General features: G+C 64.5%; 14 protein-coding genes. 3 read left to right on the top strand and 11 right to left on the bottom strand.

All coding sequences use genetic code 11. From position 1 onward, the window contains the following. Nucleotides 1-3 precede the first annotated feature (3 nt). Genes LOX95_RS11650 through LOX95_RS11630 form a run of 5 tightly spaced genes read right to left on the bottom strand, consistent with a single transcriptional unit; the run spans nucleotide 4 to nucleotide 5,050 of the window. On the bottom strand, nucleotides 4-780 hold the full coding sequence (locus LOX95_RS11650) for a 2-keto-4-pentenoate hydratase (RefSeq protein ID WP_242914775.1): 777 nt from the start codon (nucleotides 778-780) through the stop codon (nucleotides 4-6). Continuing rightward, nucleotides 777-1,580, bottom strand: coding sequence for a 2-keto-4-pentenoate hydratase (locus LOX95_RS11645; protein WP_242914773.1), 804 nt, complete (start codon nucleotides 1,578-1,580; stop codon nucleotides 777-779). Before LOX95_RS11645 ends, LOX95_RS11650 begins: the two co-directional genes overlap by 4 nt. Beyond that, nucleotides 1,561-3,057 carry a 2-hydroxymuconic semialdehyde dehydrogenase gene (locus LOX95_RS11640; RefSeq protein ID WP_242914771.1) on the bottom strand — a complete coding sequence of 499 codons (1,497 nt, stop codon included), beginning with the start codon at nucleotides 3,055-3,057 and terminating at the stop codon, nucleotides 1,561-1,563. Before LOX95_RS11640 ends, LOX95_RS11645 begins: the two co-directional genes overlap by 20 nt. Before the next feature lie 2 nt (nucleotides 3,058-3,059). Then, nucleotides 3,060-4,094, bottom strand: coding sequence for a 4-hydroxy-2-oxovalerate aldolase (gene dmpG, locus LOX95_RS11635; protein WP_242914769.1), 1,035 nt, complete (start codon nucleotides 4,092-4,094; stop codon nucleotides 3,060-3,062). 8 nt (nucleotides 4,095-4,102) lie between these two features. After that, nucleotides 4,103-5,050 carry an acetaldehyde dehydrogenase (acetylating) gene (locus tag LOX95_RS11630; protein ID WP_345791450.1) on the bottom strand — a complete coding sequence of 316 codons (948 nt, stop codon included), beginning with the start codon at nucleotides 5,048-5,050 and terminating at the stop codon, nucleotides 4,103-4,105. 143 nt (nucleotides 5,051-5,193) lie between these two features. On the opposite strand from LOX95_RS11630, the gene LOX95_RS11625 reads away from it, so the two are divergent. Then, a complete protein-coding gene (locus tag LOX95_RS11625; protein WP_242914767.1) occupies nucleotides 5,194-5,871 on the top strand; it encodes a GntR family transcriptional regulator in 678 nt (225 codons plus the stop codon). Nucleotides 5,872-6,029: 158 nt separating this feature from the next. On the opposite strand, the gene LOX95_RS11620 is transcribed toward LOX95_RS11625, so the two are convergent. The 3 genes from LOX95_RS11620 to LOX95_RS11610 are packed head-to-tail and all read right to left on the bottom strand — an operon-like array spanning nucleotide 6,030 to nucleotide 8,432. Beyond that, nucleotides 6,030-7,289 carry an autotransporter outer membrane beta-barrel domain-containing protein gene (locus LOX95_RS11620; protein ID WP_282452757.1) on the bottom strand — a complete coding sequence of 420 codons (1,260 nt, stop codon included), beginning with the start codon at nucleotides 7,287-7,289 and terminating at the stop codon, nucleotides 6,030-6,032. Nucleotides 7,290-7,311: 22 nt separating this feature from the next. Then, nucleotides 7,312-8,154: an autotransporter-associated beta strand repeat-containing protein gene (locus tag LOX95_RS11615; protein WP_427846587.1), complete on the bottom strand. Its 843-nt coding sequence runs from the start codon at nucleotides 8,152-8,154 to the stop codon at nucleotides 7,312-7,314. Further along, on the bottom strand, nucleotides 8,061-8,432 hold the full coding sequence (locus tag LOX95_RS11610) for a hypothetical protein (RefSeq protein WP_242914763.1): 372 nt from the start codon (nucleotides 8,430-8,432) through the stop codon (nucleotides 8,061-8,063). The genes LOX95_RS11615 and LOX95_RS11610 overlap by 94 nt, the downstream gene beginning before the upstream one ends. Before the next feature lie 711 nt (nucleotides 8,433-9,143). On the opposite strand from LOX95_RS11610, the gene LOX95_RS11605 reads away from it, so the two are divergent. Then, nucleotides 9,144-9,314 (top strand): hypothetical protein, encoded by a 171-nt coding sequence (locus tag LOX95_RS11605; RefSeq protein WP_242914761.1) that lies wholly within the window; start codon nucleotides 9,144-9,146, stop codon nucleotides 9,312-9,314. 52 nt (nucleotides 9,315-9,366) lie between these two features. Here the strand turns inward: LOX95_RS11605 and LOX95_RS11600 are convergent, their stop codons facing one another. Next, entirely contained in the window at nucleotides 9,367-9,960 is a 594-nt protein-coding gene (locus tag LOX95_RS11600) for a DUF4142 domain-containing protein (protein WP_242914759.1), read from the bottom strand. Nucleotides 9,961-10,133: 173 nt separating this feature from the next. Here LOX95_RS11600 and LOX95_RS11595 point away from each other — a divergent pair, with 173 nt between their 5' ends. Further along, nucleotides 10,134-10,622 (top strand): YciE/YciF ferroxidase family protein, encoded by a 489-nt coding sequence (locus LOX95_RS11595; protein WP_242914757.1) that lies wholly within the window; start codon nucleotides 10,134-10,136, stop codon nucleotides 10,620-10,622. 58 nt (nucleotides 10,623-10,680) lie between these two features. On the opposite strand, the gene LOX95_RS11590 is transcribed toward LOX95_RS11595, so the two are convergent. Both LOX95_RS11590 and LOX95_RS11585 read right to left on the bottom strand, forming a co-directional pair. Further along, nucleotides 10,681-24,018, bottom strand: a complete 13,338-nt coding sequence (locus LOX95_RS11590) for an autotransporter outer membrane beta-barrel domain-containing protein (protein WP_242914755.1) — start codon at nucleotides 24,016-24,018, stop codon at nucleotides 10,681-10,683. A 231-nt stretch (nucleotides 24,019-24,249) separates the two neighbouring features. Continuing rightward, the gene (locus tag LOX95_RS11585; protein ID WP_242914753.1) at nucleotides 24,250-25,299 is read right to left on the bottom strand and encodes a helix-turn-helix domain-containing protein; all 1,050 of its coding nucleotides are present in this window, start codon (nucleotides 25,297-25,299) and stop codon (nucleotides 24,250-24,252) included. Nucleotides 25,300-25,508: the final 209 nt, after the last annotated feature.

Here is a 25,508-nt window from a genome sequence, read left to right as displayed (position 1 = left end):
CGATCAGTCCTTCACGAACACGTCGACGCGGCCCAGCCCTTGCGTGTCGAGGCGCACATGGCGCTTGCCCGCCAGAGCCACAGCGGCGGTTGCGCCACCGGCCAGAACGATGTCACCGGCCTGCAGCGGCTCGCCTGCGTCGGCAGCGACGCGGGCAGCGGCGACCAGCGAACGCCACGGATTGCCGAGGATCGCTGCGGTCGAGCCGATTTCAGCCGGTTGGCCGTCCACAGTCATGACCATGCCGAGGTTCGACACGTCGGTGTCCGGCGAAGCCCAGTCGCCGATGACAAAGCCCGACGAGGAAGAATTGTCGGCGACCACATCGGTCAGGGAGAACTTGAAGTTCTCGTAGCGGCTGTCGATGATCTCGATGGCCGGAGCCAGCGCTTCCACAGCAGCACGCGCTTCCATCAGCGAAACATTGCGCGGCAGCGGCCTGTTCAGCAGGAAAGCGATTTCCGGCTCGACGCGGGCGTGGACGTATTTGGCGCGGCTGACCTCGCCATTTTCTTCCACACGCATGGCGTCGGTCAGGCGACCCCAGATCATGTCGTGGACGCCCATCTGCACCATCTTGGCGCGGCTGGTGAAGCCCATCTTGATACCGACGCGCTTCTCGCCGCGCTGATAGCGCAGGCCTAGCGACATCTTCTGGACGATATAGGCATCTTCCAGCGACAGCGGCTCGGTCAGCTGCGGCGTCGCGGCCGCGGTGCGGGCCGCATTGTCCAGACGGGTGGCGATAGCACCGAGGTCGATCAGGTTCTCTTCAGTCACTTCTGGGCTCCCGAGTTGAAGGAAGCGCGGACGGTGCCGACGCCGTTGATGCGGGCTTCATAGGTGTGGCCCGGCTTGACGTTGACCATCGGGCCAAGCGCGCCCGACAGGACCACGTCACCGGCGCGCAGCGGCTGGCCCAGTTCGACCATGCGGCGGGCGAGCCAGCGCAGGGCGTTCAGCGGGTGGCCCATGCAGGCCGCACCGGCACCGAACGACACCGGATCGCCATTGGCTTCCATCACCATACCGGAAAGCGTCAGGTCGGTTTCACCCAGCAGGCGCGGGGTGGCACCCAGCACGAACAGACCGGCCGAGGCGTTGTCGGCGATGGTGTCGACGATGCTGATCTTCCAGTCGGCCACGCGGCTGTCGGCGACTTCCAGCGCCGGAACCATGTAGTCGATCGAGGAGATGACCTCGTGCAGCGCGGGCTGCTCATAGGTCAGGTCCATGCCCAGAACGAAGGCCACTTCGGCCTCGATCTTGGGAGCGACCAGGGTTTCGAGGGCGATCAGTTCGCCCTCGTCACGGTTCATGTCGGCGAACAGCACGCCATAGTCCGGTTCGGACACACCCAGCTGGGTCTGAACGGCACGCGAGGTCAGGCCGATCTTGCGGCCGACGATGCGGCGGCCATCGGCCAGATCCATGGCGGTGACGGCGTCCTGAACGGCATAGGCCGAGGCGATATCGCCCAGACGGTCTTTCACCGGACCGATCGACGTGGCGTCGATGCGGGCTTGGCGAAGTTCTTCAGCGCAGGCCTTGATCACGGCTTCAGAGCTTGATGCAGACATTACGCAGCTCCGTGTAGAATTCGAGAGAGTGGGTGCCGCCTTCGCGGCCGATGCCCGAGCGCTTCGAGCCACCGAACGGAGCGCGCAGATCGCGCAGGAACCAGGCGTTGACCCAGTTGGTGCCCGCTTCCAGTTGTGAGGCCACGCGGTGGGCGCGCGACACGTCGTTGGTCCAGGTCATCGAGGCCAGGCCGTACGGCGAGTTGTTGGCCAGCGCGACGGCCTCTTCCTCGTCGTCGAACGGACGGATGTGGGCGCACGGGCCAAAGATCTCTTCGGTCACGCATTTGGCGTCGTCGGCCAGACCGGTCCACAGGGTCGGCTGGATCCACGAACCGCCTGCCAGAGCCTCTTCCATGTCCGGAATGCCGCCGCCGGTGACGGTTTCAGCACCCTGCTGACGAGCGGCTTCATAGTAGGACAGCACCTTGTTGCGGTGTTCCTGGCTGATAAGCGGGCCAAGCGTGGTCGACTTGTCCCACGGATCGCCAACCTTCAGGGCCTCGGCCTTGGCCTTCAGACCGGCAACGAACTGGTCGAAGATCGGGCGCTGGACATACAGGCGCTCGGTCTGCAGGCAGACCTGACCGGCGTTGGCAAAGACCGAGCGGGCGGTCGTCTCGATCGCCGCTTCGATGTTGCAGTCGGCGAAGATCAGGCCAGCGTTCTTGCCGCCCAGTTCGAACGACACCGGACGCACGCCGCGAGCCGCAGCACGCATGATGGCCTCGCCCGTGCCGGTTTCGCCAGTGAAGGTCACGCCATCGACGTCGGGGTGGTTGGTCAGGAACTCGCCGGTCGATGCGCCGCCGAAGCCGTTGACGACGTTATAAACGCCATCCGGTACGCCTGCATCGCGCATAACCTCGCCCAGCAGCAGGGCGGTGCTCGGGGTTTCTTCCGACGGCTTCACGACGACGGTGTTGCCGCAGGCCAGAGCCGGCGCGACCTTCCACGTCATCAGCAGCAGCGGAAGGTTCCACGGGCAGACCACTGCGATGACGCCCAGCGGAGCGCGGATCGAATAGTTGATCGCCCTGCCACCATCGGGGGTGGTCATGGTGGTGCTTTCGTTGGCGTGCTTCATCACGTCGGCAAAGACGCGGAAGTTGGCCGCACCACGCGGAATATCGAGGTGCGAGGCCAGCGAGACCGGCTTGCCGGTGTCGCGCATTTCAGCAGCGAGGAAGTCGTCGAAACGGGCTTCGATACCGGCGGCGACGCGGCGCATGATCTCTGCGCGCTGGTCGTCGGACATCAGACGCCATTGGCCGCGGCCAGCCTTGCGGGCGGCCTGAACGGCACGATCGACCATCACCTCGTCGGCAACTTCGATCTGGGCGATGACCTCGCCTGTGGCGGGGTTGATGTTGTCATAGACAGCCGCGTCGGTGGCTTCGACATACTGGCCGTCGATGAAGGCGATGCCGCGAGAATACGCCGCGCCAGCGCCGAAGGGGGAAAGCTTACTGGTCATAGTTACTGGCTCACGTTCTGGGATTGGAGCTTCGCCTTGGCAAGATCGAGCGCGACATCGACGATCATATCTTCTTGACCACCGACCATGCGGCGGCGGCCCAGTTCGATCAGGATGGCGCGGGTATCGAGGCCGTACTCTTCGGCAGCACGCTCGGCGTGACGCAGGAAGGACGAATAGACACCGGCATAGCCGAGGCTGAGGGTTTCGCGGTCAACGCGGACCGGACGATCCTGAAGCGGACGCACCAGTTCTTCGGCGGCGTCCATCAGGGCGAACAGATCGCAGCCGTGGTCCCAACCATACCGGTCGGCAGCCGCGATGAAGACTTCGAGCGGCGCGTTACCGGCCCCTGCCCCCATGCCCGTCAGGCTGGCGTCAACGCGGGTCGCACCATGCTGGACAGCAGCGATGGAGTTGGCGACGCCCAGCGACAGGTTGTGGTGGGCGTGAACGCCGCGCTCGGTTTCCGGCTTCAGCACGCGGTCATAGGCGTCCAGACGGGCGGCGATGTCGTCCATGGTCATGGCACCACCGGAGTCGGTGACATAGACGCAATTCGCGCCATAGGACTCCATCAGCAGAGCCTGCTGGGCCAGACCTTCCGGCGAGTTCATGTGGCTCATCATCAGGAAGCCCGACACATCCATGCCCAGCTCGCGGGCATATTCGATGTGCTGCTTGGAGACGTCGGCCTCGGTGCAGTGGGTGGCCACACGCACCGAACGCACGCCCAGATCATAGGCCTGCTTCAGGTCGTGGATGGTGCCGATGCCCGGCAGCAGCAGGGTCGTCAGAACCGACTTGGTCATGACCTCGCCAGCGGCCTCGATCCATTCCCAGTCGGTATGCGCCCCAAAGCCATAGTTGAACGACGAGCCCGACAGGCCGTCGCCGTGGGCGACTTCGATGGCGTGAACACCGGCGGCGTCCAGCGCCTTGGCGATCTTTTGGACGTGGTCCAGACCATACTGGTGACGGATGGCGTGCATGCCGTCGCGCAGGGTCACGTCCTGAATATAGAGTTTCTTGGTCATGTCCGGGCTCAGGCTGCGGCCTTGGCGGCGCGCGTTTCGACGATGCGCTCGGCGGTGCGCAGCGCAGCGGAGGTCATGATGTCGAGGTTGCCGGCATAGGACGGCAGGTAGTGGGCTGCACCCTCGACTTCGAGGAAGACGGTGACCTTCAGGCCCGAGGCCATCTCGTCACTGTTCGGCACGCGGATCGGCGCATCGGCCGGAATGGTGTCGAACTGCACCTTTTGCTTCAGGCGATAGCCCGGAACATAGGACTGCACTTCCTTCACCATCTCCTCGATCGAGGCTTCGATGGCGGCGGTGTCTGCCGGGTCAGCAAGGCAATAGACCGTGTCGCGCATGATCAGCGGCGGCTCGGCGGGGTTCAGGACGATAATCGCCTTGCCCTGCTCGGCACCACCGACCTGCACGATGGCGGCGCTGGTCGTCTCGGTGAACTCGTCGATATTTGCGCGGGTGCCCGGACCTGCCGAGCGCGACGAGATCGAAGCGACGATCTCGGCATAGCGAACGCGGGTGATACGGCTGACAGCGGCCACCATCGGAATGGTCGCCTGACCACCGCAGGTCACCATGTTCAGGTTCTGCTGGTCGAGGTTGGCCTCGCCATTCACCGGCGGCACCACATAGGGGCCGATGGCGGCGGGGGTCAGGTCGATCACGGTCTTGCCGTGCGACTTGAGGATGTCGTTGTGGCGCTTGTGTGCGCCGGCCGAGGTCGCATCGAAAACGATTTCGATGTCCTTGAAGCCTTCCATGGCCACGAGGCCGTCGATACCGCCAGCGGTGATCGGAACGCCCATGCGCTCGGCGCGCTTCAGGCCGTCCGATTCAGGATCGATGCCGACGAAGGCCCCCATTTCCAGAGTCTTGGACAGGCGCAGGATCTTGATCATCAGATCCGTGCCGATATTGCCCGAGCCGATGATGGCTACGCGGGTACGAGGTGAACTCACGCCCTCTTCCTCCCAAGAGTATTGACGTTTTGGCCAAAGCCCGCTTGGACAGGAGCACAAATCGTCTGCGGTTTCTTATTTTGTCGATAAAACTGTAAATCCTCGATTTTAACTGTCAACCCCGATAAGAAAGACGTTCATCGATGAGCGCCTCGCAAACCGTAGAGCTGACCGACACCGAGAGAGCGTTCACCGCTCTCAAAAGGGCCATCCTGCACGGCGACCACGCACCCGGTGAAAAGCTGAAGATGGAAGACCTCAAGGGCCGCTACGGCCTTGGTGCCAGCCCTTTGCGAGAAGCTCTGGCGCGCCTGACCAGCGAGCGTCTGGTGGCCTTCAACGGCGGTCGTGGTTTCCGCGTGACCGGCGTTTCTGTGGAGGATTTGCAGGAGATCGCAGCCGTTCGGAAATTGCTCGAAGGGGCCGCGCTGCGCGACTCGATCACCAAGGGTGGTGACGAATGGGAGGCGGGAATCGTTGCGGCCTTCCACCGTCTCGGCATGGCCGAAAAGCGCGTCCTCGAAGACCGCAGCGCCATGGACGAATGCGAGGCACGCAACCGCGAATTCCATCAGGCCTTGATGGGTGCTGCCGGGTCCGAGCGGCTAATCCAACTGGCCGAAGACATGTACGACCAGCATGAGCGTTATCGTCGCCTGTCGCGTCTCGAACGCAGTCCCAGCCGCAATGTGCACGATGAGCACAGGGCGATTATGGACGCCGCGTTAGAGCGCAATGCCGAACTCGCCGCCTCGCTGAACGACGAGCATATCGACAAGACCACCGAGCGGGTCAGCCTGATGATCGCCCAGATGGGCTGAGAGGAAAAACCGCAGCGCCGGACACGCTATGGCTTTGCATGTTTGAGGCCGCATAGTGGTCGAGGCGCTCATTCCAGTGGAGAAGATGACCCGACCCGACTGAGCCTCTCAGGGATAAGAAAGCCCGCCTGACGATCGATCAGGCGGGCTTTTCGGCTTTAGAAGCTGATGCTCAGGCGGGCATTGAAGCCATGGTCCTGAGCATTGCCGGACAGTTGGCCACTGTAGGACAGATCAAAGCGGGTGCGGTCGCTGAACTGTACGTCCATGCCCGCTTCGATAAGGGCGCTGTCCTCGGCGATTGCACCACCGGCAATGGTGAAGGCGTCGCCCTTGGAGAAGGCCTGACGGTTCAGGGGCGCGAGATCGCCCGAGGCATGACGCCACGCCGCCGAAGCCCGCAGCGAGGATGCGGAGCCCCCCAGAACCACCTGCTGGACACCGCGCAGACCCAGACCGGTGAAGGTCACCGCCGTCTGTGCCTCATCGATCACCAGCGCTGTCGCATTGCCGTTCTCCGTCACCTCATCGGTATCGGTGCGGACGTGCGCGACGTTAGCAAAGGCCTGTAGCTGGGCCTTCTGCCCAGACACCAACGCATAGTCGGCCTCGGCGAATGCCTGTCGGGTCTCGGCGCTGTATTCGGCGCGGTTGTAGTCCGTCAGACCGCTGATGATCACCGAGCGGCGAGTGTCCACATCGTGCCAGGACTGAGCCAAGGCCGCGCGAACGCCCAACTTGCCCCACGCTGTCCCGGCATAGAGGCCCAGCGTCTGGGTGCTGGTCGTTGCCTTTTGACGCTCCACCTGCATTTCGGCATCGCCAAACCCGCCCATAGCGCCAACGCGCCATTGGCCAAGTGCAACATCACCGCCGACCATCATGCCGGCCTGCTGACGGTCCAGTTGACCGGTCGCGCCGTGGTTGTCGAACGAACCCCAGGAGCCAAACGCCTGCGTCCAGAATGCCAGACCGGAATGGTCCGCATCCACAGCAAGCTGCTCGCCACCGGCTCCATAGGCCACAGTCGTTGTGGGGCCACCACGGCCGGAGGCGGAGCGGAGACGGCTGTTGGCCGCGTCGCGCACCACACGGCTGTCTTCGATCAGAGCCGTGCGGGTCGAGGCATGCATCTCGCCGGTCAGTTCATCGAAGCTGGCGCGGATATCATCCGGCGCGTCGGCCATCTGGACGATGGCGTCAAACACAGCATGCCCGGCATCGAAGCCGATGCTTTCAATGGCGTTGGCCAGCGAGGTCTGGTTGCCGGTGCGTGCCAGAGCCGCGAAATCGCGGTCGTTACGCAACAGTTCCATCGCCACCGTCCCCGCGCTGTAGTCATAGATCAGCTTGGGATTGAGGAAGGCGAAGTCCGACGTTACCGAGCCAAACTCGCCCGTCAGCGTCCCTGCGTTCAGGATGGTGTAGGTCGAGCGCAGGCTAGTTCCCCGTCGCGCCGATGTGCGCCACGGTGCCGCCGTTCAGGACAGCCTTGCCCGAAACCGCCACGCGATCGGCACCCACGCCCAGCGGATCCACTTCAACCTCGAAGCGGGCACCGTTCTCGAAGACCAGATCGCCAGCGATGCTCAGCGTTCCAATAGAGTTGCCCGGAGCCAGAACGGCACCCGATGCAATCGTCACGCGTGAACCCACGCCCCAGCCGATCCGGCCCGAACCACCGAGGGTCGCGCCATTGCCGACGTTAATCGAGCCGCCCAGCAAGCCACCCGTCGCATTACCGACCAGCAGCGTGCCGCCGTTGACGCTGATGGTGCCAGCGAAGGCTGCACTGTTGCCGGTCAGCAGGCGCGTGCCGTCGCCCTCGAACATCACCTGCCCCGTGCCACTCAGCACACTGGCATAGGTGACATTGCCGCTGTCGGTCAGGTTCAGAACCGTGTCCGCACCCCTGAGCGCCACATTGCCACCCAACGAAGCGCGCGAGCCATTCACACGCCCCGCTTCGATGATGGTGCCTGCATAGGCATTCGTTCCCGTAAGCGAGAGCGTGCCCGCACCGCGCTTATACAGAGCGCCCGTACCGGTGAGTGACGACGACACCGTCAGGGTATGGTCGGCATCAGCGATATCAATCGTGCCGCCATTTTCGCCCAACAGCACATCACGGGTCAGGGTGCCAAAGGCGGTGCCGGTGAACTGTAGCCCGCCACCGTTCAGCGAAATGCCTATTCCGGCCTTACCCAGATTGGCGTCGCGCGATACCGAAACGAGACCGCCCTGGACCGAGGTCCCGCCCTCGGAGGTGTTGTCACCCGCCAGATAGAGGGTGCCACCTTGGGTCTTGTTGAGAGCCCCGTGCCACTGATGGCCGTGTCGATGCGGGCGCTATTGGCCAACACGCGGATTTCAAAACCTTCAGCATCGGTGACCAGCGAACCGGTTCCCGTCAGGCGATAGCCCTCGTCCACAAACTGGATACCGGTAAAGGCCTGTGCGCCCTCGACCGTCACAACACCGCCGCTGAACTGGCCGGGCAGGTTGCGGAAGATGGCCACTTCGCCGTTCCAGTTATCAGCCAGCGCGCCGTCCGCGTTCAACCATTGCTTGTTCGAAGCGTTCCATATGAGCGCCCTGTGCCGACAAGGCCAAGGCTGCTGATGCTGCCAACCCTGCCGCCGTAAACCGCGATTTAGAAGCACCCGCCTTAACCAAGGCCGTCGAACCGGACAGCACCACACGCAACTGAGACATACGCACCCCACGACAAAGACCCCTGGCACAGCCAGGGGCTTAAGCGTGAAAAATAACTGGCTGCGCCGATTCCCTGGCGCGTTTCCCCACCCCGTAACGGTAAAGCTTACCCGATACTTTTTCGTAAATTCCCGAATAAAGCGGGCAAGATCTCGGGTTAGTTAGCTCAGTATATTCAGTTATTTATACCATAGCGAGTAAGTCGGCGATTGCCTTACACCCATCGATGTCAGTTCTCTTGCCCGCTCGGTCGATGCGCTCAGCGATGGGGCGGTGACACTGTCTGAAACGGTTCATTCGGGAACAACAATACCTCCGGGACAGCTTCGTCAGTGCCTCACCCCCATCAAGGAGGGCACCATGCCTTCGCACTCCCCGCACGAGGACAAGCCTCCCGTTTTGAAAAGGCGAGGGTCCCTCATGCGCTTCCTGCTAATCCTGATCTCGCTATTTCTCCTGCTGTACGTCGCGGTCGCGGCAACGGGCTTCTTCAGGAACCAGTCGGAAGACGTTCAGAACTCCCCCGCCGCCCAAGGGCAAACACAGAAAGGTATGCCATGACCGATCAAACCAAAGGCCGCACCGAAAACGGCGCTGTACCCGTCACCAAATCCACGCCTGACGCCCCCGATAAGGGAGCGCAAAAGGCCCACGAAAAATCCCGCGAGCGCGCCGGACCCGACGGCCCTGACGCCACGGAAATCGGCGACACTTTCAAGAAGAAGTAACAAAAAAGGGGCGCTGTGATCGATCACAGCGCCCCTTGTTGTTAGCGGTTAATCAGTTGGACGATTGCACGTTCGCCAGCAGTTCGCGTGCGGTCTTCAAGTGAGCTTCGATCTTGGGGATCACAGTGCGCGCATGCTCGCGCAGTTCAGGCGCATCGGTGTTCTCGGTGAAGCCGCGATGCAGGGTCAGTGCTTCTTCGTGGGCTGCCACCTGCTGTTCAAGATAGGCCTTGTCGAAACCGGCCTTATCGGCACCGGCTAGATTGTCCAGCATGCCCTTTCGGCGCTCGTCCAGTTCATTGGCCGTGGCCACCCTCACACCGGCGCTTCCGACAGCGGTTTTAAGCTGCTCGGACGCGGCCGTGTGATCAGCCTTGATCATGCGAGCCAGCTCTTTGACCTTATCATTGGACGAATGCTGCAGGGCCAGATCGGCCGAGCGGATCTCGTACATATCGCCCATCGAGGCGCTCATGGCATAGGTTTCGGGATTGTTGGAACCCCAGGCGCTGGCGGAGACCTGGCCTACGCCTTCAGCCACCTTGTCCTGAGTTTGATCCACTGCATTGCGACCGTCATCGTTCGAGCAAGCCACCAGTAGTGCACTAGACGCGACGAGACCGGTCAGAATTAAAAGTTTGCGCATTTGAAAATCCTCCGTGCTTCCACAGAGAAACAGGATTTCACACGACGTCGTTGCCGTAAGTCGCCATCCGAACACAGATGATGTCGATCAAAGACCGATGTTGGACATGAGGAACAGCGCCGGACAAATCACCATTTTCAGCACACCCGTCCATCCTCTTCAGGAGAGCTGTTATGGCTGACAAAACGCTGAACGATCTGTTCTATGATACCCTGCGCGATATCTATTATGCCGAGCGCAAAATCCTGAAATCGCTTCCTAAAATGGCTCGCGCTGCACAGTCTCCCGAGCTCAAGGCTGCTTTTGAAAAGCACGAGACGCAAACCGAAGGCCAGATCGAGCGACTGCAGCAGGTATTCGAGATCATCGGCAAGGCAGCCCGCGGCAAGACCTGCGACGCCATCGAAGGCATCATCGCCGAGGGCGAAGAGATCATGGAGACCTACAAGGATACCTCCGCTCTGGATGCAGGTCTGATCGCTTCGGCCCAGGCCGTCGAGCACTACGAGATCACCCGCTATGGCACCCTCAAACGCTGGGCACAGGTTCTGGGTATGGACGATGCAGCCAAGCTTCTGGACGAAACGCTTCAGGAAGAAAGCCAGACCGATACCGATCTGACCGGACTGGCCGACGCACAGGCCAATCAGGAAGCCGCCTGATAAAAAAACGACGGGCCCCGTCAGGGACCCGTCCTCTTTTTTTACCGCCGTGACGGGATCAGAACTGCCAGCGAACGCTGACAGATCCGGTGTGGACATTGGCCTTGTCGCCCAGCTGGCCGTCGTAGCCCGCCTGGAAGGAGACGCCGGCGTCGGTGACAACCTTGGCCTCAAAGCCCAGCTTCCAAGCGCTGCGGTCCAGCGGCGTCGTGATCAGAGCCGGATCAGACGCCGTCTTGGAGCCGATAAGCTGGATCGGCAGGTAGATGCCATCCTCGGAGCGATGCACGCGACCTGCCGTAATCGCGAGATCGGCACGCACGCCGCTGGCCGGATCGAAGGTCCAGCCCGAGGTGATCTTGGGCTCGATGGCACCGATCCACTGGGTATCGGACACCACGCGTGCGCCCAGACCATCCCAGCCTTCTTCCTTATATGCGCCGGTGTGCAGGGCCGTGGCCTGTGCATTCAGCGCCGGACGGAAGAAGAAGTCGCCCGCACGGATGGTGTGACCCAGTTCGGCACCCAGTTGGGCATAGCCGTTCTGGCCTTCCGACTTGGCAGTCATGACATCGAACACATAGCCGTAGCGCTGGCTTTCCAGCCATTGCCAGCCCGCCGAGGCGTTGAGCTGCAGCTCGGTGCCCTTGGCCCAGCGACGCGCCGCGCCGATGCCGACGTCAAAGCCGTCGCCTTGAGTGCTCATTCGGCCATTGCTGATCTGCTGGCGTGCGAGGCTGTTATAGCCGCCCGCCAGTGCCACAGCCCAGTCGCTGTTCAACTGTTGCTGCATACCAAAGCGTGCGTTGAAAACATGGCTGGTCGCGCCCCAGTACTCGCCCGTGGCCTCCTGATCGAAGGCCGTGGTGGAACCCTTGCCCCAGACGCAGCGCTCGTTCGCCGACGCAGCAACATCGCAACCGAACAGCTGGTTGGCGAAGCTGGTTGCCCCGTAATACTGGGTCTGCATGGAGGCGACGTGGCCCTCGGGGTTCAGCTCGGCGAAGATGGACTGGTACAGGTCTTCCTGACCGGCCACCATATTGCCCAGAGCCGACATCAGACGACCGATACCGGTAGCGCCGCCGGTCTCCAGAGCCGAATCCATGTGACCGCCAAGGCGGACCTCGTTCGGACGCAGGAAGGACTGGCCAAAGTCGCTGTCCACCAACAACTGGATACCCTCGTCGCTGGCCTTGAGCGCGAAGTTGAGCGCCAGCGTGCGTTGCGGGTTTGCGGCGTTCACAAAGCTCTCGCCCGCCACGTCGAACAAGGTGATCGGCTTCAGGTCTTCCAGCCAGACAAGGTTGATATCCACCGTGCCGTTGACCACCGCATCACCGGAAACCTTGACCTGGTCCGAGGCATAGCTGCCAAAGGCCACGTCAAACAGGGTACGACCCGTCGCCGTCTGGACGAAGTTTCCGTCCAGTTCGACCGTCGTGATCGCACGCGCCCCGAGATACAGGTTCTCGACCGCCGGCAGCAGGTCGTCGTAGTCGCCGAAGGTTTCACCCGCAGCCAGATCAACCGGCCAAGACGAGGCTTCCAGACCCAGTCGCAACACGCCCTCGTTCGTGAAGGTCGCTGCGCCGGCCGGTACCGCCACCGCCGAAGGCGACATCGAGCGGGCCGACAGGGTCGAGATGCCGCTGTCACGCAGGCGGATGGTGTTGAAGGCGAGGAAGCTGCCATCGACGCCGTTCAGGAAGCGGTTGTCACCGCCGCCCAGATCGATGTTACCGGCTACCATACCGTTGTTGACGACGGTATCGTTGCCACCGCTTGCGCGGATCGCCCAGCCGGAAATGGCCGAGAGGCTGGTCGCAGTGACGATCTGGTTGTTCAGACCACCTTCCAGTTGGATACCGGCACCATTGCCCGAACCGCCGCGCACTGCGCCGTCCAGGTTTATGCTGATATTGCCTGCGCCATCCGAACCTGCGCTCTGGGCGAAGACCGCGACACTGTTCTGGCCCACCGCATAGACGGCGTTGCCGAACGCCAGGTCGATCTGTCCACCCGCACCGGCACCATTGGCCGAGCCAGCGAACAGTCCATCGACCCAACCGCCGCCGCCGCCCAGAGACTGGGCAATCGCGCCATAGGCATTGTCGCCCGAGGTCACCACGACATCGTTCTGGCGCAGGAAGATCGACTGACCGTTGCCGCCGTTATCGGCCGACAGATCGAGCATACCGCCCGCCAGATCACCGAAGACGGCACCACCGCCACCACCGATGGATTGCAGCACCAGACCGTGGGCAAAGATGCCCGAAGTATAAACGCCGCCGCCATGCGTCAGCGAGACACCACCCGCATCGCCGTACGTGCCCGAGTGCCCGCCCAGCACGACATCAGCCGCAGACTGGCCCTGAACGCGGACAGTACCGCCGCCGCCGCCAATCGACTGCAGCACCAGACCGACAGCGTGGTTGCCGAAGGTCTGCGTGCCGCCGTTGAATAGGCCGGTGACGTCGTTGCCGCTCGCTCCCGTTGCGTTCGTCGCACCCAGCAGGATTGCGCTGCCAGTATTCGCACCATCGAACGAAGCGGTCAGCGAGCCGCCGCCACCGCCGATGGATTGCAGCAGGGTGCCGATACCGAAAGCTCCGCCCGTAAGGACATCGCCGGTCTGGGTGCGGCTGATTGCGCCGCCCCGCTCGTTCAGCGACAGGGACGCACCCAGTTGCATCTGCGATTGGCCGATAAGGCCGCCTGCATCCGCCGAAAGGTTGACGCGCGCTACGCCGCCGCCGCCGCCGATGGCCTGGGTCAGAATGGCCGTGGCCATGTCACCCGTTGCCGTCAGGTTGCCGCTGTGCGCGGTCAGGATGTCACCCGCAGAGTTGGACGAACCATTCTGGCCACCGAGAGCCACGGTGAACTCGACCGGTACCGCGCCCGCCTGCAGAGCAGCCGATGCGACGCGGGCCTTGAGGTCGACCGTACCGCCGCCACCGGCAATCGATTGGGTCAGGTCGCCAATGGCACCCGCACCCGCCATCTGGAAGCTGCCCGTGGTGGTCACATCTACGCGGTTGGCGTTCATGCCCGACGCGCCGTCCGCGCCCATCTGAACCAGCGCCGCCGGATCCAGCGGTGCCGGAGCCAGAGGATCGTTCCCGAGCTTCTCGTCGATAAAGCCGACAATGCCGTCCAGATCCAGCGCCAGCGTGCCGCCGCCGCCGTTGATACTCTCGGCCTTGATGGCCACCGAGTTCTCGCCCAGCACCGTGATGTCGCCGGTGTGGTTCACGATGACGTTGCCGCCCGCACCACCGACCCCGCCACCTGTCAGGCCCAGCGCGAACGCCAGCGTATTGTTGATCGCCATGGCGTCGAGGTCGGTGCCTGCCGAAATGCCGAAGTTGGCATTACCGCCGCCGCCGCCAATCGACTGGGCCACGATGCCGTGAGCCCGCGCGCCTTCGGTGATGATCGAGCCGCTGTTGTCGACACGAACCACGCCGCCGTCGCCGCCATCGGCACCCATGCCGCCAATGTTGATCATCGGTGCAGTGGTGTTGGGGTTCAGTTGCGCATTGACCAGCAGCGACAGGCCGCCGTTACCGCCGCCGCCGCCAATCGACTGGGCCACGATACCGTGCGCGCCATCGCCACGCGTTCCGATCAGGCCCGAGTTGTCGACAGTGACGCTGCCGGCATAGCCGCCTTCACCACCACGACCGCCAAGGCTGAGACCTGCGCCGAAGCTGCCGTTACCGCTCAGACCGGCCTGGATATTGACCACAGTGGCACCGTTACCGCCGCCGCCGCCGATCGATTGGGCGAGGATGCCGTATGCGCGTGCGCCTTCGGTCAGGATGGTCCCGCTGAACTCCTCGCCCGACACAGCGCGGTTAGTCACGGTGACATCACCGCCCACGCCGCCTTCACCGCCCGAGCCGCCGATGTTGGCGACCACGCGGTTGTTGCTGTTACCCGGCGCAAAGGTGGCCGCAATCGACACGACCGACCCTGCGTCACCGCCGCCGCCGCCAATGGCGTTGGCGCTAACGCCGATGGCGTCTGCGCCGCGGGTGTAGATCAGACCCGTGTTGGTCACATCCACATCGCCCGAAGCGGCACCGACGCCGCCCGAACCGCCGACGTTCAGCTCGATGGACTGGCTGTCAGCCATACCCTGCAAGGTATAGTTGAGGACATTGCCCGCGACACCGCCGCCGCCGCCGATCGACTGGGCGCGCACGCCATAGGCATTGGCCCCCGAGGTCAGGATACGGCCTGCGTTATCGACCAGAACGTCACCGCCCAGCGCGCCATCGCCGCCGTTGCCGCCAACGGCCAGAGATGCCGTTGCCAGGCTGGCGTTCGCGGGCGGCTTGATGGCTTTGTTGGAGATCTGGACGCTGCTGCCAGCGCCGCCACCGCCGCCGATAGCCTGTGCGAGGATACCGTCGGAATAGGCACCCGCCGTCTGGATGACCCCCGTGTTGAAAGCGCTCACGTCGCCGGACAGTGCGCCCTGACCGCCGGTTGCACCGATAGCCACAGCTACCGACGTACCCGACAGGCCGGTGGACAGTTCACCCGCCGCGCCGCCGCCGCCGCCGATCGACTGGGCAAAGATACCGCGGGCTTCACGACCCGTGGTGACCAGTTCACCGGCAAAGCGGACGCTGACGTCGTCCGCGGTTGCGCCCAGACCACCTTCGATACCGACTGCCAGCGAGCCGCCGTAGGACTGCTCGTCCTCGGTTTCATAGCCGAAGCCGATTTCGTGGTTGCTGGACGCGCCACCGCCGCCGCCAATCGACTGGACCAGAATGCCGTCGGCATTGTCGCCCAGCGTGTAAATACGGCCTTCGGCGTCAACGTCGACAGTACCGCCCTCACCACCGGAACCACCCTTGCGGCCGATGCTGATGTCGACAGAAGCCGAGGCACCTTCGGCCATCGAGATGTCGTTGCCGGTGCTGCCACCGCCACCGCCGATGGACTGGGCCAGAATACCGGTGGCACCGCGCCCCTGGGTGATGATGTCGCCGATGTGCTCGACGCTGACAGCCTCGCCGCGACCGGCAGCCCCCGTGCCACCGCCCAGCGCAACCGTCATGGAAGCACGTGCATCACGGAACAGGCCTGCCGCGACGTTATAGGTGGCGTTACCGCCGCCGCCGCCAATCGACTGGGCGACAATGCCCTTGGCCAGATTGCCTTGGGTGACGATGTTGCCGTTGTGACGGACGTCCACGACGTCGCCCGAGCCTGCGCCTGCACCCGAGCCACCAATGGCCATAAGGATGCCGACTTCGCTGCCCTGCTGGCCGGAGCCGGTAGGCTTGAGGCCGAGCGCAAGGTTATAGGCTGCGTCACCGCCGCCACCGCCAATCGACTGGGCGACCAGACCGCTGGTGCCTTCGCCGAAGGTACGGATAAGGCCCGGGGCAGCGGTTTGCACACCGCCTGCATCGGTCCAGCCGCGGGTGACCGTGACGGAACCGGCGTTGCCGCCCGAACCGCCCGAACCGCCCATGCCCAGCGCGATGGGCGAGCCTGCACGCGAGATCGCACCGGCGACATTGATGCCGCCGCTACCGCCGCCGCCGCCAATTGACTGAACGAGCACGCCTGCGCCACCGCCGGTGAAGTCGGTGCTGGCAAACTCGGTGCCGCCATCGGTGGTGGAGACCACCTTGGAGTTGACGAGGATGTTGCCGACGCTGGTGAAGTTCACGTCACCGGCGTCATCGCCCGTGCCGCCCATGCCACCGATGCCGGCAGACACTGCAAACGAGTTCTTGTCGCCGATAGAGGCCGCCGCCGAGACGTTCAGGCCGCCCGAGCCGCCACCGCCCGCGATGGACTGGACCAGAGCGCCGACCGTGTCCTTGCCCTCGACCACGATGTTACCCGCATGGAGAACCGTGACATCGTCCGAGCGACCGCCCGCACCGCCAAAACCACCAATGCCGAAGACCACTGACGGCTCGGAGGTATATTGGTCGGCCTGGAAGCCCCCGGCCACATTGATGGCACCGGCACCGCCGCCACCGCCAATCGATTGGGCCAGCAGACCGCGGGCCAGACTTCCGGCTGCGAACAGGTTGGCATCCACGGCCAGATCGACCGTCGAGCCGATGCCGCCGTCGCCGCCAAAGCCGCCCATACCCAGCGTGAGTTGTCCGTCTAGGGTGATACCGCCAGCGACGTTAATGCCGCCGTTACCGCCGCCGCCACCGATGGACTGGGCCATAACAGCCGAACGGTTGTCACCATTGGCCTGAACCTGAATCCGCTCCGCATTCGTCGCCGAACCGACCGTCAGATCGACACGGCCTGCGTCACCGCCGGCACCACCAAAGCCCCCCAGACCGAGGGTCGCGGTGCGCGTATCTGCCGATTGCGGAGGCGCAAAGGCGATGCCCCCCGAAACATTGAGGCCGCCATTGCCGCCGCCACCGCCGATGGACTGGGCGACGACGCCGTTTGAACCGTTGTCGCGACGACGCAGCTGTGTGGTCTCGCCCTCTTCATTGACAAAGGTTTCGACGAAATCTGTTGCGGCACCCGAGGCCCAGACATTGCCCTGAACATTGCCCGTGACATCGCCTGCGTTACCGCCGCCGCCGCCGAAGCCGCCGACGCCGATGGTGATGGCCGTGGCCGTGCTGCCGTTGGTGAACGACATGCCTCCGGTGACATTGATGGCTCCTGCACCGCCGGAACCACCGACCGATTGCATCAGCACGCCGTCGGCATTTTCGCCCATGGTCTGGGTGTCACCCAAGCGGGTGAAGTCCACGTCCGATGCCGAGCCGCCTGCGCCGCCAAAGCCGCCCAGACCCATGCCGACCGAGACGCTGTTGCCCTGGCTGAAGGACAATGCACCGGTGACATTGATACCGCCTGCACCGCCACCGCCGCCGATGGACTGTGCCACCGCACCGAAGGCGTCCTTGCCCTTGGTGTAATAGGTTCCGGTGACCGTGCCCTCGACGCGACCCGCATCGCCGCCGCCGCCGCCGAAGCCGCCGACGCCCAGACCGATGGATGCGCCGGTCGAGCCTGCCGTCAGAGCGACGGAGCCGGTGACATTCAGGCCACCCGAGCCACCCGAACCGCCGACCGACTGCAACATGGTGCCCCATGCGCCATCGCCCATCGTCGTGACATTGCCGGTTAACGTGCCCAGCACGTCACCTGCGTTACCGCCAGTTCCACCGAAGCCGCCCAGACCGAAGCCCAGCGCGCCTGCGGTCTGTTGCGAACCGGCGATAACGCCCGAGACGTTCATGCCGCCCGAACCGCCGCCGCCGCCAATCGACTGGACCAATGCCGCGTAGGAGCCGCGACCCTGCGTGTAGATATCGCCTGCGTAATCAACCGATGCATTGCCCGCATCGCCGCCTGCGCCGCCAAAGCCGCCGACGCCGACCGAGATGGCCCCCGCGCCTTGCAGACCCGCTGCGATGCTGCCCGAGACGTTCATACCGCCCGAGCCGCCACCGCCCCCGATGGACTGATAGGTCAGGCCTGCGCTGTTGGCCATCTGGGTACCGATATCACCGCGCACCAGGCCGCTGACGTCCGAGGCATCACCGCCGTCGCCGCCAAATCCGCCGACGCCGACGGTTACGGTCCCGCCGCTCTGCGAGGACGCCGCGATACCGCCGCTGACATTCAGGCCGCCAGAACCGCCGCCACCGCCAATCGACTGGACGACAATAGCGTTGGCACCAGCCATGCGGGTGACGACGTCACCTTCGAGGTTGGCCGTCACCGTACCGGCGTCACCGCCGCCGCCGCCCATGCCGCCCACACCGACGCCGATGTTACCCGCACCTTGAGTGGCTGCCGTGATGTTGCCCGTGACGTTAAAGCCGCCCGAGCCGCCGCCGCCGCCGACCGACTGGGCCAGCAGGCCTGTCGCATCTTCGCCCGAGGTGTCGATGCTGCCGATGATGTCGGCCAGAACTGCACCGGCATTGCCGCCGTCGCCGCCCGTGCCGCCAAGGCCGACCGAGATGTTGCCCGCTCCGGTGCCCGCCGCGGAAATACCGCCCGCGACGTTAAAGCCGCCAGCGCCGCCACCCCCGCCAACCGACTGGGCCGTGATCGCCACAGCGCCCTTACCGGCAGTGATGGCTGCGTACTGACCGGACGTAATCTGCGCGCCTGTGACCGACAAGTTCACCGCGCCCGCATTACCGCCAGCCCCGCCGCTGCCGCCCAGACCAAAGTTGATCGAGCCCGAGCCCGTGCCCGCACCCGTCACGCTACCGGCCACGTTGAAGCCGCCGGCACCACCGCCACCGCCCAGCGACTGGGCGATGATAGCGCGGGATTCAGTGCCCGCCGTACGTGTCAGACCTTCCAGGGTGACATTGACGTCACCGGCATTACCGCCCGACCCGGCCGAGCCGCCCAGACCAATCGAAATCGTGCCCGAACCGGTGCCCGCACCTGCTATGCCGCCCGATACGTTGAATCCACCGGCACCGCCGCCGCCGCCCACCGACTGGGCGACCACAGCATTGGCATAGCTGCCACGCGTTTCCACATTGCCGGTGATATCCAGTTCGACCAGGGCCGCGTGACCGCCACCTGCGCCTGAACCGCCCATGCCAAAGGCCAGACCGCCCGCACCGATGCCCGCGCCGCTGGCGTCGAAGGCCACGTTGAAGGCACCGTTACCGCCGCCGCCGCCAATCGACTGCGCCACCACGGCTTCGGAATAGTTGCCCAGCGTCAGCACATTGCCGATGACCTCGGCATCAACCGTGCTGCCGTCGCCGCCGCCCGCGCCCGAGCCGCCGAGGCCGACGCTGATCGAGCCTGCGCCCATGCCAGAACCCGAGATTGCACCGGAGACATTCATGCCGCCCGCGCCGCCGGAACCACCGACAGACTGCGCGAGGAAGGCCGTCGCGCTGTCGCCGCTGGTCTGGATGGACTTGGCCTTGGCGATAACCGCAGCGGCATTACCGCCGCCGCCGCCCGAGCCGCCCAGACCCACGCTAATCGAGCCCGAGCCGAACGCTGCGCCGCCGATACCGCCCGACACGTTGAAGGCACCGGCACCGCCGCCGCCGCCGATCGACTGCGCGATCATACCGAACGAGCCGCGCCCTTCGGTGATGATGGTGTCGTTGGCCGTCGCGGTCACAGTGCCGCCGTTACCGGCCCCACCGCCGCCGCCGCCGAGACCGACCGAAATGCTGCCCGAACCCAGACCGCCCGCAATCGAGCCGGACACATTGAAGCCGCCCGCGCCGCCACCGCCGCCGATGGACTGGGCCACATAGGCGTTCGAGTAATCGCCCTTGGTGCCGATCTGGCCGTCAGCGGTCGCAACCACTGCGCCCGCATCGCCAGCCGAGCCGCCCGAACCACCCAGACCAACCGAGATCGATCCCGCACCCAGACCGCCCGCGATGGAACCGGAGACATTGAAGCCGCCGTTACCGCCGCCGCCGCCGATCGACTGTGCGACCAGACCGTCGGACATCATGCCTTCGGTCAGAATATCGTCACCGACATAGGCCGTGACTGCACCGGCGTCGCCGCCGCTGCCGCCAGCACCGCCCAGGCCGACGGTGATTGCGCCACTGCCCAGACCGCCTGCAACGGCACCCGAGATGTTGTAGCCGCCGCTGCCGCCGCCGCCGCCAATCGACTGCGCGATGAAGGCCGTCGACAGCATGCCTTGGGTGTAGATTTGTCCCAGAACGCTTGCGTCCACCATGCCACCGGCACCGCCGCCACCGCCGGTGCCGCCAATGCCCACGGCAATGCCCAGACCGCCGATGCCACCCGAAACCGAGCCGGAAACGTTATAGCCGCCGCTGCCGCCACCGCCGCCGATGGACTGGGCTACGAAGCCATTGGACAGAATGCCATAGGTGGAGATGTTGCCGTCGATCACACCGATGACACTATTACCGGCCTGTCCCTGACCACCGCTGCCGCCCAGACCGACCGTGATGGCCGGTGCCGCTATGCCGCCAACGCCGGTAGCAATGCTGAAGCCACCGTTGCCGCCACCGCCCGAGATAGACTGGAGGAGGACACCCGTCGCGCCCATCCCCAAGGTGGAGATGTTGCCGGTGTAGTTGATATCCACAACGCCGCCACGGCCGCCATTGGCACCGTCGCCGCCGATGGTCGCCGTCACGGCCGCGCCGAGACCACCCAGCACGCTTGTGCCGATGCTAAAGCCGCCGTTACCTCCGCCGCCGCCAATCGATTGGGCGACCAGACCCGAGGCGAAATCGCCGCGCGTCGTGATCGAGCCACCTGCATCGCGCATGGTGATGTTGCCGCCGTCGCCGCCGGCGTCACCCGAGCCGCCGATGGCGACCGAGACCGCAGCGCCGACAAGGCCCGTGACACTATTGGCGATGGTGAAGCCGCCGTTCCCGCCGCCTCCGCCGATGGACTGCAGCAGCAGACCGGTCGAGTTGGAGCCGCCGCGCGTCTCGCCGTCAAAAGTGCCGGTGTTGATGCGGGCAAAGCCGGTATAGTTCACGGCATCGCCATTGCCGCCGCCAGCGCCGTCGCCGCCGATGGAAACCGCTACGCCTGCACCCGCACCGATAGCCGTCGAAATGGCATAACCGCCGTTACCGCCGCCCCCGCCGATCGACTGCGCCAGCACGCCATAGGAGCGATCACCGTTCGTGGTGATGACGCTGGCAGCATCGGGATTGTTGCTTTGGTTGATGGTGACAACACCGCCCTTGCCGCCGCCAGCGCCGTCGCCGCCGATGGAAACCGAGGTCAGGATCGCCGCCGAGACGGTCGAGCCGCCGTTACCGCCGCCCCCGCCAATCGACTGAGCGAGAATGCCGTGCGAGTCATCGCCCGTCGTAATCAGGCTGCCGCTGTTGGTCACGGTTACAGCGCCGGCAGCGCCGCCCTTGGCACCGTTACCGCCGATAGCCATGAAGAAGCCGCCGGCATTCGCGCCGTCACCGCCGCCGCCGCCAATCGACTGCGCTTGAATGGCGGTCGACATCTTGCCGCTGGTGACGATGCTACCGGAGTTGGTGGCAGCGACTGCAGCACCGCTGGACTCAGCGGAGCTGGTCGCGCCGATGCGGGCTACGCTGCTACCGCCGACGCCGCCAGTACCGCCTGATGCGAACACGCCGCCTGCGGCACCGGCCGCACCGCCACCGCCGCCGATCGATTGTACCAGCATACCGCGCGACAGGTCGCCGGACGTCCTGATGGTCCCAGTATTGGTGACCGAAGCCGTGCTTGCGTTACCACCGGCCGAACCCTTGCCGCCCAGAGCGACAAAGCCACCGGTTGCCCCGCCGCGGCCACCGCCACCGCCGATGGACTGGGCGATGATCGCATCTGCGCCGGCCCCGCCCGTGATGATTTCGCCCTGATTGGTGACAGTGACCTGATTGGCATGGCCTGCGCTGCCACCGCCGCCGCCCAGCGACACGAAACCGCCGCTGCTGCTGCCGTCACCGCCGCCACCGCCAATCGACTGGGCCACAATACCTGCCGAGGTCAGGCCGGAAGTGTGGATGGTGCCGCTGGCACCGACATTGACCGTGACGCTCGAAGCGCTACCGCCGATATTGCCGCCGACGCCTAGAGCCACAGCCCCCGCCGTCGTACCTGCGGTACCGCCGCCGCCACCGATCGACTGCGCAAGAATGCCGTAGGCACCAGCGCCATGCGTCTCGAGGTCTGCGTTATGATAGACTTGGACCGAGCCGCCGTTACCGCCCACACCACCGCGTGAGCCCACGGCCACGAGGCCGCCGGACGTACCGCCCGTACCGCCACCGCCGCCGATCGACTGGGCCACGATACCGTGCGAGCCGCTGCCGCCCGTATAGATATAGGAGCCCTCGAGCGTGGTAACGCTGACCGCGCCGCCGTTACCGCCCGAACCGGCGTGACCACCCAGCGCGGCCAGACCACCGACGTTACCGCTATCGCCGCCCTGACCGCCAATGGACTGGGCCAGAATGCCGAAGGAGCCTTGCCCCCACGTTGCGATGTTGCCGCCGTTGGTCACACTGACCGAACCGCCGTGACCGCCCCAGCCCGCGTCGCCGCCCGCGCCGAACAGGCCATAGGACGAGCCGCTGTCACCAGCACCGCCGCCCAGCGACTGTACCAGCATGCCGTGGGAACGCGTCCCCGTGGTCGTCACGTCCAGACGGTTGTTGACGGTGACCGAACCGCCCGAGTTTGACGAGCCGCCATTGCCTGCACTGCCGGTCGTCGCCCAGCTGTCACCGCCGTTACCACCACGGCCTGCACGGCTCTGGATGACGATGCCATGCGCATTGCTGCCGCTGGTGGTGACGCTACCGTTACCATTGAGCGTGACATTGACGGTGCCGCCCGAGCCGCCTTGCCCGCCCGACTTACCGCCGCCAGCCAGGTTGACGTAGGAGCCGCCACCATGGCCGCCGTTACCGCCGATGCTGGCGTAGGTGATCCCTGCACCCCCGTTTGCAGTGATGGCGTTATCGACCTGCTGCGTCACATTGACCGCAGGACCGGTCTTACCGGCGCTGCCCGACGATGCAGGGATAAAGAAGACGCCCGTACGGCCGTTACTGCCGTTCGACCCGCGCTGGATGACCGTAATTCGGCCCGAACCGCTGCCCGACACGGCGGTGTCTTCAGGTCGTACGGCGTCGATCCCGCCATCCGCCAGGCTCGTCACAGTTTGAAGCGAACCGCTGGCAACAGGAGGGGTATAGCCCGGGCTTCCGACCGTCCCGCTGGCAGGCGTGCCGTAGACGATCTCGTAGATCGGCACATCGGGCTGGCCCGCCTCGCGATAGACCGGAACGCCGCTGGCGTTGAGGACATAGGTGTCAACCGAGGTGCCATCCATCAGCTTGTAGCCGATGACGGTTGTCGTGCCGGTGGGATTGCCGTCAGCGTCCGGAACCGAGTTCGGGTCGGCTATCGAAGTGCCCACCGTCGGGACGTTAAAGATGAAGTATTCTGTGCCCGTCGCATCGATAGCGACGACACCCATGGCCACAACTTCGGTGATGGTCAGTTGGGCGTTGGAAATCGGGTGTACAATGGCACCGCCCACATCGGCCGCCGCAGCCAGCCCCGGCAGCGCCAGAAGCGCGCCACCCGTCAGCGCCGCAAAGGCCCGCGCCAGAGACTTGAGCGAGAAGAGAACGTCGCGGCCGCGCGGGCGCTCGGCCTCGACTGCCGCAGGCATTTCCATCAAGGCGACCAGGCGATCAAGGCTGGCGCGCAGCCGCTCCGCACCCTTGGTCGAAGCCTCGCCCAGTGTCGCGCGAACGGCCTCAGCCTCGCTGCGGACGATGCGGCGCAGCTCCATGTCTGCGGCATGGATATCCAGCTCACCGACGACCTTGTCGACGATGGCTGCAATGCGGTTCATCTCGCGCGACGTGATTTTCATCTCTTCCCCCAAAGTGCAGTCTGCGACGCTCACCGTTTCCCGGAGTAGTCGACGCGACGCTGCCACCCGGACACAGGGGCGGCACAGTTTCATGCGATGCTGCTAGAGTCGCAGCGGGGACACGGTCAACGCCCCTCGCTTTATAGTTTCATATTAATTTCAAAGACTTTGCCGAACGTCTCATAGACTGTTCCGCACGTCTCAGGCTCTCGCCCGTTAACCTTCCGGCGGTCACCTCATCGCGGCCAACCATCGACTCCAGTCGCTTTCGGATCCGGCGCCGCTTGATCGTCGGGCCCTCCCCTTTGCAATGTTGCGGAAATCGCGAGGCGACATGTCGAACAAGGCCTTGAAGGCGCTGCTGAATGCCGACGGATTGCTGAACCCCCACAGCGCGGCAATATCGGCAATCGTCCGGTGGCTCTGGCCGGGATCGACTAGATCATCACGGCAGCGATGCAATCGCCTCAGGCGCAGATAGTTCACGAACCCGCCGCGCGGCTCCATCATCCGGTAAATCGTGGCGCGGGATATGCCAAAGGCCATCGCCACCTGTTCTGCCGTCAAATAGAGGTCGGACAAGTGCTGCTCGATGTATTTGCGTACCGGCAGCCACGCCGCTGCCCGAACCGAGGAAGCATATTCAGGCGAGATCGTGCCGTTCAGGGCCGCAGCGGCCAGTGCCAGAGTCGCGCCCTGCACTGAAAAAGCCTGCGCCTCGGTCATATGCGGAGCCGCCTCGTACAGCGCCATCAGGTGCTTGCGGAAAAGGGCCGTCAGGGGGTCTGCCGCCACCAGCCGCTGTCCCGCATGGGCGTCGGAGTCCAGCAAAAGCGGCTCCAGCACACGGCGCGGCATCACTAGGTCCACCGAGCGATAGGCAGTCGAGTCCGTCTCGATCTGCTGGCTCATGTCGACCATGAGCATGTCGCCGTTCGACAGCACCTGCTCCGACCGTCGGGTGCGCGCCACGCGCTGGCCATCGACGTAGAACTGCATCAGGAAGTAGTCGAGACCGTCAGAGGCGATCAGAGCTGCGTTACGCTGGGTCTTTTGTGCGCAGCTGGTCACGCTGCCGAACATCAGGTCGCCGGCGTGATAGGCATCAACCTTGGCGTAAAACGTCGCGTCGGTGATGGCAGAGATTTCCCATACCGAAGCGGCTGTCTCCTGCCACACTCCGATGCGCGATTTTTCCGGTAGCAACGTGGTGTCGAGGACGGAACGCGCGATGCGCGCGTCGCCATCTATACCCTCGCGGTCACGTACACCGACTGCCATCCACCAACCCACAACACCGAGGCACGCCGCAAGGGCATGTTCAATCGATCACAAAATCTAAAGATAAATACAAATGGGTCGACGAGATCATCAGACCCCGAGAACCGATACGAGGCGATTTATTAACGAGGCATTAATAGTCAAGCTTACCCGACCACCCGGCGACACAGGGCTGCACCGTTGTCACCTGTGTCTCAACTGTTTGAGAC

It is taken from the genome of Brevundimonas pishanensis (assembly GCF_022750635.1).
Taxonomy (GTDB): Bacteria; Pseudomonadota; Alphaproteobacteria; order Caulobacterales; family Caulobacteraceae; genus Brevundimonas; species Brevundimonas pishanensis.
Note: the sequence above shows the minus strand (reverse complement) of the source record. Positions and strands in the feature narration are given on the sequence as shown.

Bases quoted from the DNA above. Each gene is read 5' to 3' on its own strand.
- LOX95_RS11600 (WP_242914759.1), bottom strand. From the start codon at position 9,960: ATGCGCAAACTTTTAATTCTGACCGGTCTCGTCGCGTCTAGTGCACTA.
- LOX95_RS11605 (WP_242914761.1), top strand. From the start codon at position 9,144: ATGACCGATCAAACCAAAGGCCGCACCGAAAACGGCGCTGTACCCGTC.
- LOX95_RS11640 (WP_242914771.1), bottom strand. From the start codon at position 3,057: ATGACCAGTAAGCTTTCCCCCTTCGGCGCTGGCGCGGCGTATTCTCGC.
- LOX95_RS11595 (WP_242914757.1), top strand. From the start codon at position 10,134: ATGGCTGACAAAACGCTGAACGATCTGTTCTATGATACCCTGCGCGAT.
- dmpG (WP_242914769.1), bottom strand. From the start codon at position 4,094: ATGACCAAGAAACTCTATATTCAGGACGTGACCCTGCGCGACGGCATG.
- LOX95_RS11645 (WP_242914773.1), bottom strand. From the start codon at position 1,580: ATGTCTGCATCAAGCTCTGAAGCCGTGATCAAGGCCTGCGCTGAAGAA.
- LOX95_RS11585 (WP_242914753.1), bottom strand. From the start codon at position 25,299: ATGGCAGTCGGTGTACGTGACCGCGAGGGTATAGATGGCGACGCGCGC.
- LOX95_RS11625 (WP_242914767.1), top strand. From the start codon at position 5,194: ATGAGCGCCTCGCAAACCGTAGAGCTGACCGACACCGAGAGAGCGTTC.
- LOX95_RS11590 (WP_242914755.1), bottom strand. From the start codon at position 24,018: ATGAAAATCACGTCGCGCGAGATGAACCGCATTGCAGCCATCGTCGAC.